13 protein-coding genes are annotated in these 13,321 nt (G+C 51.4%); 4 read left to right on the forward strand and 9 right to left on the reverse strand.

Going from position 1 to position 13,321, the window contains the following annotated elements; all coding sequences use genetic code 11:
• Genes LN341_RS09615 through LN341_RS09630 form a run of 4 tightly spaced genes read left to right on the forward strand, consistent with a single transcriptional unit; the run spans nt 1 to nt 3,656 of the window.
• Nucleotides 1–963, forward strand: coding sequence for an ABC transporter permease subunit (locus LN341_RS09615; RefSeq protein WP_046219702.1), 963 nt, complete (start codon nt 1–3; stop codon nt 961–963).
• The gene (gene sapC / locus LN341_RS09620; RefSeq protein WP_027253359.1) at nt 950–1,837 is read left to right on the forward strand and encodes a putrescine export ABC transporter permease SapC; all 888 of its coding nucleotides are present in this window, start codon (nt 950–952) and stop codon (nt 1,835–1,837) included. The genes LN341_RS09615 and sapC overlap by 14 nt, the downstream gene beginning before the upstream one ends.
• Entirely contained in the window at nt 1,837–2,835 is a 999-nt protein-coding gene (locus tag LN341_RS09625) for an oligopeptide/dipeptide ABC transporter ATP-binding protein (RefSeq protein WP_046219701.1), read from the forward strand. Before sapC ends, LN341_RS09625 begins: the two co-directional genes overlap by 1 nt.
• Nucleotides 2,832–3,656, forward strand: a complete 825-nt coding sequence (locus LN341_RS09630) for an ATP-binding cassette domain-containing protein (RefSeq protein WP_046219700.1) — start codon at nt 2,832–2,834, stop codon at nt 3,654–3,656. The genes LN341_RS09625 and LN341_RS09630 overlap by 4 nt, the downstream gene beginning before the upstream one ends.
• On the opposite strand, the gene LN341_RS09635 is transcribed toward LN341_RS09630, so the two are convergent.
• The 9 genes from LN341_RS09635 to LN341_RS09675 form a co-directional block, all read right to left on the reverse strand.
• Entirely contained in the window at nt 3,653–4,924 is a 1,272-nt protein-coding gene (locus LN341_RS09635; protein WP_046219699.1) for an MgtC/SapB family protein, read from the reverse strand. The two genes, LN341_RS09630 and LN341_RS09635, sit on opposite strands and share 4 nt — an antisense overlap.
• A gap of 308 nt (nt 4,925–5,232) precedes the next feature.
• Nucleotides 5,233–5,931 carry an orotidine-5'-phosphate decarboxylase gene (pyrF, locus tag LN341_RS09640; RefSeq protein ID WP_046219698.1) on the reverse strand — a complete coding sequence of 233 codons (699 nt, stop codon included), beginning with the start codon at nt 5,929–5,931 and terminating at the stop codon, nt 5,233–5,235.
• 98 nt (nt 5,932–6,029) lie between these two features.
• Nucleotides 6,030–7,199 carry a lipopolysaccharide assembly protein LapB gene (gene lapB / locus LN341_RS09645; RefSeq protein ID WP_046219697.1) on the reverse strand — a complete coding sequence of 390 codons (1,170 nt, stop codon included), beginning with the start codon at nt 7,197–7,199 and terminating at the stop codon, nt 6,030–6,032.
• Nucleotides 7,200–7,206: 7 nt separating this feature from the next.
• On the reverse strand, nt 7,207–7,494 hold the full coding sequence (locus LN341_RS09650) for a LapA family protein (protein WP_046219696.1): 288 nt from the start codon (nt 7,492–7,494) through the stop codon (nt 7,207–7,209).
• Between the two features lie 129 nt (nt 7,495–7,623).
• Complete coding sequence (gene ihfB / locus LN341_RS09655) at nt 7,624–7,914, reverse strand: integration host factor subunit beta (protein ID WP_027253366.1); 291 nt, start codon at nt 7,912–7,914, stop codon at nt 7,624–7,626.
• A 74-nt stretch (nt 7,915–7,988) separates the two neighbouring features.
• Nucleotides 7,989–9,659: a 30S ribosomal protein S1 gene (gene rpsA / locus LN341_RS09660; protein WP_046219695.1), complete on the reverse strand. Its 1,671-nt coding sequence runs from the start codon at nt 9,657–9,659 to the stop codon at nt 7,989–7,991.
• A gap of 93 nt (nt 9,660–9,752) precedes the next feature.
• Nucleotides 9,753–10,445 (reverse strand): (d)CMP kinase, encoded by a 693-nt coding sequence (gene cmk, locus LN341_RS09665; protein ID WP_234203173.1) that lies wholly within the window; start codon nt 10,443–10,445, stop codon nt 9,753–9,755.
• A gap of 150 nt (nt 10,446–10,595) precedes the next feature.
• Nucleotides 10,596–11,879 carry a 3-phosphoshikimate 1-carboxyvinyltransferase gene (gene aroA / locus LN341_RS09670; RefSeq protein ID WP_234203174.1) on the reverse strand — a complete coding sequence of 428 codons (1,284 nt, stop codon included), beginning with the start codon at nt 11,877–11,879 and terminating at the stop codon, nt 10,596–10,598.
• 175 nt (nt 11,880–12,054) lie between these two features.
• Nucleotides 12,055–13,299, reverse strand: coding sequence for a DUF5666 domain-containing protein (locus LN341_RS09675; RefSeq protein ID WP_234203175.1), 1,245 nt, complete (start codon nt 13,297–13,299; stop codon nt 12,055–12,057).
• Between the last annotated feature and the right edge of the window lie 22 nt (nt 13,300–13,321).

Consider the following 13,321-nt stretch of genomic DNA (forward strand, 5'->3'; position numbering starts at 1 on the left):
ATGTTTATCTATACCATTCGCCGGCTGAATCTGTTTCTGATTACGCTGTTTATTCTGACCTTAATCGGTTACAGCATTTTACGTATTGAGCCATCCAGCTATTGGAATCTTCATGACTTCTGGCCTGGCTGGCTGCTCTATCTCGACAACCTGATGGTGGGCAACCTCGGCCTGAATCAGCAAGGACAACCGATTCTGTCTGAGATTCTCCAGGTGTTCCCGGCCACACTGGAGCTGTGTTTTTTCGCCTTTATTTTGTCGCTGATTGTGGGTATCCCGCTTGGCACACTGGCAGGTATTAAGCGCGGGCGCTGGGTGGATACCTGTATCTCATCCCTGACACTGGTGGGTTATTCTCTGCCGCTATTCTGGCTGGCCATGCTGTTTATTATGCTGTTCTCGCTCAAGCTGGGCTGGCTGCCTGTTGCCGGACGCTACAACTTGCTCTACCAGATTGATTCCGTGACCGGCTTTGCCCTGATCGATGTATTTCTGTCAGACGTGAGCTACCGCTCCGCCGCGCTGATCGATGTCATCCGCCATTTGGTTTTACCAACCTTAGTGCTGGCCATTGCGCCCACCACAGAAGTCATACGCCTGACCCGCGCCTCAGTGGCCGATGTCATGCAGCAAAACTTCATCAAAGTGGCGCAAACCAAAGGGCTGTCCATGTGGGAGATCATCATCCGCCATGCCCTGAAAAATGCCATTCCGCCCATCATCCCCAAACTGGGGATGCAGTTTTCGACCATGATGACCTTTGCCATGTTAACTGAGTCCATTTTCAACTGGCCCGGCATAGGCCGCTGGTTGCTGGACGCCATTGCCACACAAAATTACGTGGCGATTCAGGCAGGTGTGATTACGGTTGGCGGATTCATTCTGTTCGCGAACATTCTTTCTGACCTGGCGGGTGCCATGGTGAACCCACTGACCCGTAAGGAATGGTATGCCATCAAATAATATTTATCAGGAACATAAGATTCCGACGCAATGGGAACGCGCCTGGCAAAATTATCAGGCGAATTCACTGGCGGTGTTTGGGTTATGGTGCCTTGGTTTCCTGCTGCTGATAACGATCTTCGCCCCGTTAATGGTTGCCTACGGGCCGGGAGAGCAAGTGGGCGAGTTTCTGATGCCGCCCTCCTGGGACGCCAGCGGCCATGTGGAATTTTTCTTCGGCACCGATGATCTGGGTCGCGATCTCTTCACCCGGATTCTGCTGGGAAGCCAGCTGACCTTTGGCTACGCGCTGCTCGTGGCGCTGGCTTCGGCGATCCTGGGCATCGTCATTGGCGTACTGGCAGGTATGACCCGCGGACTCAAATCCAGTATCCTGAACCACGTACTTGATACTGTGTTGTCTATCCCCTCTCTGCTGCTGGCCATTATCATCATTGCCTACATGGGTACCGGCATGACCAGTATTCTGCTGGCGATCTGGCTGGCGCTGATCCCGCGTTTTATCCGCGCAATTTACTCTGCTGTCCACGATGAGATGGAAAAAGAGTACATCATTGCAGCGCGGTTAGACGGTGCGAACAGTTTTTATCTGCTGTACTACTCGATTTTGCCGAATATTCAGCCTGTGATTATCAGCGAGCTGACCCGGGCAATCTCGATTGCCATGATAGATATCGCGGCGCTGGGCTTTCTGGGGCTGGGGGCGCAGTCTCCGTCACCGGAATGGGGCGCCATGCTGGGTGATTCCATCGAATTAATCTATCTGGCGCCCTGGACAGTGACCCTGCCCGGCCTGGCCATCACCTTCAGCATCTTAGTGGTAAACTTAGTAGGAGAAGGTCTCCGTCAGGCAATTAATGCAGGAGTCGACTGATGCCACTGCTCGATATACGAAACCTCACCATTGAAATTGAAACGCCTCAGGGCATGGTCAAAGCCGTGGAGCGCATGAGCCTGACACTGAACGAAGGTGAGATACGCGGACTGGTTGGCGAATCGGGCTCAGGTAAAAGCCTAGTCGCGAAGGCCATCGCCGGTGTCACCAAAGACAACTGGCGGGTCAGTGCCGACCGCTTACGCCTTGGCGATATTGATCTCCAGGCCCTGTCTCCGCGTGAACGCCGCAAAGTGGTGGGCCGCGAAATTGCGATGATCTTTCAGGAACCCTCTTCCTGTCTTGACCCTTCTGAGCATGTCGGTCAGCAATTGGAAGAAGCCATTCCGCGCAGCTCTTTCAATGGCACCTTCTGGCAGCGCTTCCACTGGCGCCAGAAACAGGCGATTGCCCTGCTGCACAAAGTTGGCATCAAAGACCATAAACGGGTGATGAGCAGCTATCCCTATCAGCTGACTGACGGCGAATGCCAGAAAATCATGATCGCAATGGCCATTGCCAACCGGCCACGGTTACTGATTGCCGATGAGCCAACCAATGATCTGGACCCCATCACACAGGCGCAGATTTTCCGGTTACTGAGTCGGATGAACCAGCTCAATAACACCACCATCCTGCTGGTCAGCCATGATCTGACCACGGTCACCCAATGGGCTGACCGTATCACAGTGATGTACTGTGGTCAGGCGGTGGAATCCGGCAGTCGTAAGCAGTTACTGACAACACCACATCACCCCTATACCGTCGCCTTGCTGCAGGCCATGCCTGATTTCAGCCAGGATATTCCGCATAAGAGCAAACTCACCACCCTGCCCGGCTCGATCCCGCCATTGCAGCATTTGCCGATTGGTTGCCGACTGGGACCACGCTGCCCCTATGCGCAACGTAAATGCGTGGAAATCCCCAAGCGTAAAAAAGTGAAAAACCATAAATACAACTGCCATTTCCCTCTGAACATGCCGGAGCCTAAATCATGAGTGCCCTGTTGGAAGTGACCGACCTGAGAAAGGAATACCACCATCGTTCCGGCTTTTTTCGCCGCCGCAGCACAGAAGCCGTCAAACCGGTTTCGTTTAACCTGGAGGTAGGTGAAACCCTGGCGCTGATCGGAGAAAACGGTTCCGGTAAATCGACGCTGGCGAAGATGCTGGCAGGGGTTGTCGCACCGTCTGGTGGTGAAATCAGAGTCAACGATGAACCTTTGGCTTTCGAGGATTACAAGACCCGCTGTAAGCTGATCCGCATGATCTTTCAGGATCCGAATACCTCGCTGAATCCCAGAATTCAAATTGGTCAGATTCTCGAAGGGCCGCTGAAACGTAACACCAGCATGACGCCGCAGGAGCGTGAGAGTCGGATCAAAGCGACCTTACTGCGCGTGGGTTTGCTGCCGGAACACGCCTACTTCTACCCGCAAATGCTGGCAACCGGTCAGAAACAGCGGGTATCACTGGCTCGAGCGCTGATTTTGCAGCCTTGTATTATCGTGGCTGATGAAGCACTCAACGGCCTGGATATGTCGGTACGCTCGCAGATCATTAACCTGCTGCTCGATCTCCAGCAGGAGATGGGGCTGTCGTACATCTATGTATCTCAGCATATGGGCGTGATTAAACATTTCAGCGATAAGCTGATGGTGATGCAGAAAGGAGAAGTGGTAGAACAAGGCGCAACACAGGATGTGTTCAGTGCACCCCAGCACCCTCTGACACAGAAACTGCTGGACAGTCACTTTACAGCACCGTCGCACGATCGCAGCACCCGTACCAGCAGCCGCTCAGCGAAGATTCACGTTTAACGAAAAGCCAGCCAGGCCCAGAGTGCTGCCGCACACAGTGATATCACCACAGGCAGTACCACGTAGCTGGCCAATGTCCGGCTGCCGGCAAAACAGGCCATCAGCATTTTCACCAGGCTGTTGACACATGCGGCAAGGACAATCGCAAAGCCAGCGGTCTGGAGACTGAGCTGGTTTTGGCTTTGCCGCCCAAGCGCCAGTGTAATCGCATCCACATCGGTAATCCCTGACACGGCCGACAATACATAAGTACCCGTATTACCAAACCATTCCTGCAGCGCCTGAGCCAGTACGACAATCACCAGCAGCACAACACCAAAAGCTAATGCGGAAGGTAAAGCAAGAGGGCTGCGTTTCACCTGAGGTGCCTGATACCCTGCCATCGGGTTTTTCAGCCAGACCCAAATTGCCGGAAGATAAAAGCACACCATCATGAGCGCCATAGGGACGGCAACAATCGCCACCAGCCGGGCGTTAATCACTGAGCACAGGAAGAGAATCCGCGGAAACATAGTGCCGCAGCTGATCAGGATTCCGCTCGCCAGCAAAGGGGACAGCGCAGTCTCCTGCTTAGATAAATTCGAAAATTGCAGCGTCAGGGCGGTTGAAGAACTCAAACCGGCAAATAAACTGGTAAATAAAATCCCTTTCCGCGGCCCGCCAATTCTGATGGCAAAATAGCCGACGAATGAAATGGCCGCGATGAGCACCACCATCCACCATATCTCAAACGGATTAATGGCTTTCCAGGGACCAAAGCCTTCATTAGGCAGCAACGGCAACAAGACAACTGATATCAGCAACAACCTGAGGGCTGCATCCAGTTCATACTCCTGCACCTTGGCAATGGCGGCATGGAGCTCTTGCTTCATATCCAGAATAATCGCCGTGACGACAGCGGCTGATACGGCGACAACAGGCTCGCCACTCACCGCCAGACATCCCAGTAGAAACGTCAGCAAAATACCAATCAGGCCAGTAATGCTCAGATTGACAGCTAACCGCTGGCTGGACAGATACGCAATGGTGATCACCGCGCTTAACGCCACTAGGGCAAACCCCAGAATCACGGCTGAATAAATGCCGGCCAGGAGACCGATCAGCCCTCCCAGCAAGCCGACCAGTGAGTAGGTTCGAATGCCAGCAACACGCTGCCCTTCTTGTTGATTACGGGTGACCCAGCCACGCTGTAAGCCAACGATTGCCCCCAACAACACGGCAACCCCTAACCGCCAGAGTGGAGATTGCCAATCCAGCACATGCTCCATACGGCTTTATCATCTTGTTGTTCTTACAAGTAAAAGTGTAAGAAACATCTTGGCAAAGTGCTGTAAAAAATAACGCCGAACCACGCTGTTTCTGATCACGCCCTCAGATCAATAAAGCGCTCTATTAGATAAGACAATCAACTATGCCAGTGTATGTGCCCCAAACGAGACATGTGTCATCGGTGAGTGACTCAGCGTACACAAGGGGTACGGTGTCATGTTAGCAAAGCCCGCCGGTGCGGAAATGACACAATCAAGCAGAACTGCCTCTGTCTGAAGAGCCAGAGGCAGCCAATGAGATGGGGGAATTACACCTGAAGAGAGCGGTTAATCTCGGCCAGCACTGCTGCCGGATCGTCAGCCTGAGTAATTGGACGACCAATAACCAGATAATCTGATCCGGCTTTCACTGCTTCTGCTGGCGTCATGACGCGGCGCTGATCACCCGCGGCACTGCCGGCAGGGCGGATCCCAGGCGTCACCAACTTAAACTCTGCACCCAGGTTTGCCTTCAGCATATTCGCTTCCTGCGCTGAACAGACCACACCATCCAACCCACTGTTCTTGGTCAGCGTGGCAAGATTCAGGACATGTTCTTCTGGTGAGCAAGAGATACCCACTCCGGCCAGATCCTGCGCTTCCATGCTGGTCAGGACTGTGACAGCAATCAGCAGCGGCCTGTCTTTACCATAAGGTTCCAGGATCTCACGAGATGCGGTCATCATTCGCTCACCACCACTGGCGTGCACATTTACCATCCAGACACCCAGATCCGCCGCCGCCTTCACCGCACGGGAACAAGTATTCGGGATATCGTGAAACTTAAGATCCAAAAAGACGGAATGGCCTTTGTCATGTAGCTGACGCACAAAGTCCGGCCCAAACAAAGTAAACATTTCTTTGCCTACTTTCAGTCGGCAACTGCCTGGCTCAATACGGTCAACAAAGGCCAAAGCCGCATCCTGAGTCGGATAATCCAGTGCCACAATCACTTTTGGGTCTAACATTCTCTCTCCTAGACTTCTGTTCTGCATTGCTATATTCGAAAGAAAGGGCCATCACACACAGTGATCAGCCCTTTCAAAATTCATACTCTTTTTCGTCATTACTCCCCATCCAGCCCTCGGATGGGTTTAACGGCCCCCCACCCTTTACAGGACGGGCACTGCCAGTACAGTGAATGACTTTCAAAACCGCACTTCCCGCAACGATAGTGTGGCTTCATTTTTAACTGTTCACCAACCAGACTGCGCAGTGTGGTCAAACTGTCTTTGGCCCGGCCTTCTTCTGCTTCATCCAGATGATAATCCATCAGCTGATAGAAGCCTTTCATCGTCGGATTCTTCAGCAACTGACGCGTCATGAAGGTTTGTGCCATAATCGCGCCCTCATGACGCGCAATTTCATCCGCAAGCATGAGTTCCGCAGTCGCCCCGGCATGGTTGTCTACACAATGATGAAGATACTTGATCCAACCATCCTCATTGTTCGTCGCTTCATAGCACTCCAAGAGCATCGGCAGGGTTTCACTGATGTAATCCACATCCTGTTCGGCGACTTTTTCCAACTGCTGAGCAGCAGATTTATAATTTTTTTCAGCAATAAGAATCCGGGCGGTACTGATTGAGGCCCGTACACAATGTTTGTCGGCAGACAGTGCTTTCTTCAGCAGTTGTTTAGCTTTTTCTGAATTATGCGCGCTCAGCTCCAGCATGGCCAGCTCACACCAGTAATGTGCGATATCGTGTCTGAGCTTATTTTTGCCCATTTTAACCAGTTGGCTGGCCATTTCGATCGCGTTGTCCCATTCCCGGGTTTGCTGATAAATCGTCAGCAACTGTTGCAACGCCCCTTCTCTGTGATCCGGTTCATCGAGCAACTGTTCAAAAATTTTTTCGGCACGGTCAAAGAAGCCGGCAGCCATATAGTCTTTAGCCAATTGCTGCAATGCCAGGTTACGTTGATCAATCGTCAGGTTCGGGCGGGCAATCAGGTTCTGGTGAATACGGATGGCGCGATCAACTTCACCCCGGCTACGGAACAGGTTCCCCAGGGCAAGGTGAGTATCTATCGTTTCACTGTCAACCTGTAATAGTTCAATAAACAGGTCAACAGCTTTATCAGACTGATCAGAGAGCAGCAGGTTCAGGCCTGTCACATATTGACGTGACAGGTGATGAGACTTTTCCTGCCGCTTATTACTCGCGCTTCTGTTACCCATGTACCAGCCATATGCTGCAGCAATAGGAAGTAACAGAAACAACAGCTCTAGCATGAAGTGATTATTCCTTGGCGGTCTCTACAGAACGCAACTGCTCTAGTTCTTTTTCTTGTTTAGCGACTTTCTTCGTTAAACGATTTTTCGTAAAGCGGGCTTTCAGATACATAGAGCCACAAATCAACCAACCAATTGCAAATCCGATACCGAAGGTCGCGCCTAACAGCGTAGATAACTGAAATTGTCCTTTGGCAATCAGAAAATCGAAGTCAACCATCACCTGATTCTGCGCACCCAGCGCCAGCGTTAATAAAAAACACGCTATCAAGATAATAATGCCTACTATTTTCATCGTGAATCCTCTCACTAGATCAAAAACTTGATGATTAGATTATGCAGTAAAACGACTCATCAGACCATGATCAACAGACATAAAAAAACGGCATACTTTCAGCATGCCGTTTTTTCGAGCTAAATACGATTATCCTGCATTCGGTGCATTCACGCGGTCACGTAACTCTTTACCCGGTTTAAAGTGAGGAACGTACTTGCCGTCCAATTCCACTTTATCACCGGTTTTCGGGTTACGCCCTACGCGCGGTGCGCGGTAATGCAAAGAGAAACTACCAAAGCCACGGATTTCAATGCGGTCCCCTTCAGCAAGGGTTGTTGCCATATGCTCAAGGATTTCCTTGATCGCATCTTCTACCTGTTTGGCAGAGAGATGAGTTTGTTGGCTGCACAGCCGTTCGATCAATTCAGACTTTGTCATAATCACCCCGTTTTTAGTATGTTTCTCAATAGTATAACCGTTAAGGGGGAAAATGCTTCCCCCCTTGGGGCAAATTATTCGCCTTTAGCCGCTTTAAACGCGTCAGCCATAGCATTACCGAATGCAGATTCGTCCTGCTGGTTCAGGCTAGCCATTGCTTCTTGCTCTTCGTCTTCGTCTTTCGCACGTACAGACAGGTTGATAACGCGGTTCTTACGGTCAACACCGGTGAACTTCGCTTCAACTGAATCGCCTTCAGACAGAACCAGAGTTGCGTCTTCTACGCGGTCACGAGAAGCTTCAGATGCACGCAGGTAACCTTCTACGCCTTCAGCCAGCTCAATGGTTGCGCCTTTCGCATCAACAGCAATTACTTTACCGTTAACCAGAGTACCTTTCTTGTTCAGAGCTACGAAGCTGTTGAACGGGTCTTCTTCGATTTGCTTAACGCCCAGAGAGATGCGCTCACGCTCAGCATCAACAGCCAGAACAACTGCTGAAATCTCGTCGCCTTTCTTGAAGTCACGAACAGCGTCTTCGCCTGCAACATTCCAAGAAATGTCAGACAGGTGAACCAGACCGTCGATGCCACCGTCCAGACCGATGAAGATACCGAAGTCAGTGATAGACTTGATCTTACCAGTTACACGGTCGCCTTTCGCTTGTGCTTCAGCGAACTGCTGCCAAGGATTCGCTTTACATTGCTTCAGACCCAGGCTGATACGACGACGTTCTTCGTCGATGTCCAGAACCATAACTTCAACTTCGTCACCCACGTTAACCACTTTAGATGGGTGGATGTTCTTGTTGGTCCAGTCCATTTCAGACACGTGTACCAGGCCTTCAACGCCTTCTTCGATTTCAACGAAGCAGCCGTAGTCAGTCAGGTTCGTTACGCGACCAGACAGCTTAGTGCCTTCTGGGTAACGCTTAGCGATAGCAACCCATGGATCTTCACCCAGTTGTTTCAGACCCAGAGATACGCGAGTACGCTCACGGTCGAACTTCAGAACTTTAACGTTGATTTCGTCACCAACATTAACGATTTCTGATGGATGCTTAACGCGTTTCCAAGCCATGTCAGTGATGTGCAGCAGGCCGTCAACACCGCCCAGATCTACGAATGCGCCGTAGTCAGTCAGGTTCTTAACGATACCTTTCACTTCCATGCCTTCTTGCAGAGAAGCCAGCAGCTCATCACGCTCAACGCTGTTTTCAGATTCGATAACAGCACGACGAGAAACAACAACGTTGTTGCGCTTCTGGTCCAGCTTGATAACTTTGAACTCTAGCTCTTTGCCTTCCAGGTGAGCAGTGTCACGTACTGGACGAACGTCAACCAGAGAACCAGGCAGGAACGCACGAATGCCGTTCAGCTCAACAGTGAAGCCACCTTTAACTTTACCGTTGATGATACCAATAACGGTTTCAGCATCTTCGTAAGCTTTCTCAAGCTGGATCCAAGCTTCGTGACGCTTCGCTTTCTCACGAGAAAGTTGAGTTTCACCGAAACCGTCTTCAATCGCGTCCAGAGCTACGTCAACTTCAACGCCAACTTCGATTTCCAGCTCACCAGCAGCATTTTTGAACTGCTCAGCAGGAATAGCTGACTCAGATTTCAGGCCAGCGTCAACCAGAACGAAACCGTTCTCAATGGCAACTACAGTACCTTTAACGATCGCGCCAGGGCGTGTTTCGATTTCTTTCAGAGACTCTTCAAAGAGTTGAGCAAAAGATTCAGTCATTTAAATAATCTTCAGTATATGAACAACCATGGGTATCCTACCGCATGGGGTTGAAAACAAAGTCAGTTATCATTCCTTGACACCGACATACCATCAGGCTGATTTCTCAGCCGACAATTTTTCTTCAATGTGAGCCAGCGCCTGTTCGGTCACTTGCTCAATCGACAGATGCGTAGAGTCTAGCACTAAAGCATCTGCTGCGGGACGCAATGGCGCAACAGCTCGGTTGCGGTCGCGATCATCACGTTCCTGAATTTCGCTTAAAAGACTGTCAAACTTAACACTTAAGCCTTTTTGTTGCAACTGGTTCATGCGGCGCTTGGCGCGCTCTTCAGCGCTGGCATCCAGGAAAATTTTCACTTCAGCGTTCGGAAATACCACTGTCCCCATATCACGACCATCCGCGACCAGGCCAGGCTCTCCGCTAAATGCACGCTGGCGACGTAATAAGGCTTCGCGCACCCGGGGTAAAGCCGCGACTTTTGACGCCGCATTGCCAACCTCTTCAGTGCGTAAAGTCGAAGAAACATCTTCCCCTTCCAGAATCACTTTCACCAGCTCGCCTTCGGCAATAAACTGCACATCCAGATGCGCAGCCAGCGGAACCAATGCGGCTTCAGAATCCAGTTCTACACCATGATGAATTGCTGCCAGTGCCAGTACACGGTAGATAGCACCGGAATCCAGTAAATTCCAGCCCAGCTTATCTGCCAACAGCATGCAAAGTGTTCCTTTACCGGCTCCACTTGGCCCATCAACAGTAATCACTGGTGCGTTTGTAGACATAGAATTCTCCGAATTTAATAAACCTTCAGCAAACTTGCTGTTTCAACGCGGGCCGTATTATACGGTAAATTTGCGCCGGAGGCACTTGAAGACAGGAAAAAAATCACCCAGCCTTAAGCTGGGTGACAGGTGTCGTTCAGAGGATGTGAATCAATGGCTTAATGCGGCCAGTTTGTCAAAATAATCCGGGAACGTTTTTGAGGTGCATTTCGGGTCATTAATCGTCACTGGGGTGTCTTCACTCAGTGCGACCAAAGAAAAACACATTGCCATGCGGTGATCGTCGTAGGTGTCAATCGCAGCATGCTGCAGTTGCGCCGGCGGTGTGATAATAATGTAATCTTCACCTTCCTCGACGGTCGCGCCCACTTTACGCAGCTCTGTTGCCATGGCAGATAAACGATCCGTTTCTTTCACCCGCCAGTTATAGACATTACGGATCGCTGTCGTGCCTTCGGCAAACAATGCTGTTGTGGCAATTGTCATGGCGGCATCCGGGATATGGTTGAAATCCATATCCACACCGTGAAGTGTGCCGCGACGGGCGATGACATAGTTATCACCCCACTCAATCTCAGCGCCCATGGCCGCCAGTGCTTCAGCAAACTGGGTATCGCCCTGGATACTGGATTTGCCAATGCCGGTGACTTTCACAGCACCGCCTTTGATGGCGGCGGCAGCCAGAAAATACGAGGCTGACGAGGCATCGCCTTCGACCATAAAATCGCCCGGCGCCTGATACTGCTGGCCGCCTTTGACGATAAAACGCTGGTAATTGTCGTTTTCTACCTGTACCCCAAATTGCGCCATAATGTGCAAGGTAATATCAATATAAGGTTTAGAGACCAGATCGCCTTTGATACGGATCACTGTCTCTTCCGACGCCAGAGGTGCTGCCATCAAAAAGGCGGTCAGAAACTGGCTGGAAATAGAGCCATCAATCTCGACATCACCGCCTTTGAGGCCGGTGCCCTGAATTTTCAGTGGCGGAAAGCCTTCATTTTCGAGGTAGGTAATCTCTGCACCGGCACTGCGCAGCGCATCAACCAAATGGCCAATCGGACGCTCTTTCATGCGCGGCTCTCCGGTCAGGACATACTCACCTGCCCCCAGACATAATGCTGCCGCTAACGGACGCATCGCAGTGCCAGCGTTACCCAAAAACAGCTCAAGTGGCTGTTCGACATGAAATGCCTGCCCCAACCCCTGCACTTCGCAGACGGTTTTATCTTCTGAAAGCTGATACGAAACGCCCAGTTTGGTGAGAGCATTGAGCATATGTCGGATATCGTCGCTGTCGAGCAGATTCGTCAGACGCGTCGTGCCGTTCGCCAGGGCTGCCAGTAACAGTGCCCGGTTAGACACACTTTTGGAACCAGGCAGGTTTACTTCCCCGTCAATACGCTGAATTGGCTGTAAAGTTAAACTCTCCATTGGGTGATTTTTCTATCCTGTTGTATTTGCGTTTCCGCAGAGTAACCAATATTTCGAAGTGATGCTAGTCATGGCAGGGTTCAAAACGCATCATCCCCCGCCAGACTGAGCCTGCCAGAGGATAAAGCCACTTACGAAACCTTGTGACAGGGTCATTTTCTCTGGCTGAATCCTCCTAGTCATCCAGACGGCACTGGCTGACGGCCGAGCCATCAAAATAACATGCCAGATCGACCCATTGGCCCTCAAAACCACTCAGTGAAGCATCCGAGGCGGCGTAACCCCAGATCGCATTCCCGGACACCGGCCCTTGAAGACTGATTTCCGCTTCCTGCAATTCAGGTTCGATTTCTCGCACCAGATACTGGCCATCAACTAAGCTGCCTTCGAGTTCGACCCACTGCCCGTCCAATGTGGCTTTCGTCAGACCGTCCTCCAGGCGAACCGTTGCGCTCATCAGCAATTCAACGCCATTCACTGACAGGGTGTCATTCCTATACTGCGCTGTTCCTTCAATGCTGAACCGATCCGTTGTGACCTGAGAAGAAGACAGTTCAAAGTCCACTTCAAGAGCGGTCAGCTGACCTGCCTGATTGACCAGTTCAACCTCGACCGTGCGACCGGTGAGCAGATCAGACTGAGCGCCATCTTGGTAGCGGGTATCTGCTGTCAGCGTCACGACAGTACGGCTATTGAGTTCAATGGCTGTTTTTTCACGGTTCACGAAAGTGATCACCCCCTCAAGCGCTTTACCATCCATTTCTGCCGCGTCTTCGGTGTCAACCTCGGCAGCCTGGAAAATACCGTCAGCGAACACGCCTGTCACTTCTACCCACTGCCCATTCTGTAACGGCTCATCATCCAGATCCGCACCGGCAAAATTCACCACTGTGTCATTGATCGAGAAGGTCTGCGCTGAAGTATCCAGCTGACTGACACGGCCTTCCACTTCACTGATCGCCGTCGCATCGATCGCCTTTACTGCAGTCAGGGTCAGGTTGCCATCGGCCTGTGGCTGCGCGAAAAGCAGCGCAAAATCACCCACCTGCACGCTCGTCGTCACCTGTCCCAGCAGCACGGCCTGACCATTGACCGTGATGGACTGCCCATCGACTGTGGTCACTTCGCCGCTCATGATAGGTTCGAGCTCTATCTCACTCACCCGGCCATCATCGCTGTCGATTTCAACCTGCATCCCTGAAGCCACATCCGCCAGTAAAAGAGGCTGGTCCTGATAAGACACACCGGCCGATGCGACATCCAGACTGCGACCATTCACCGACATTGTCGCTTGTTCAGCCTGCACACTGTCTACGGTACCAAGCAAAGTCCCTGAATAGGCCTGTTGCGTATCAGAATCGCTGCCACCACACGCACTCAGCAAGCCGCCCAACACGGTAACTGAAAGAATTTTTTTCATGATTTCTGACCCTTATGTTCGC

Origin of the sequence: Photobacterium sp. TLY01, assembly GCF_021432065.1 — a bacterium.
GTDB lineage: Bacteria > Pseudomonadota > Gammaproteobacteria > Enterobacterales > Vibrionaceae > Photobacterium > Photobacterium halotolerans_A.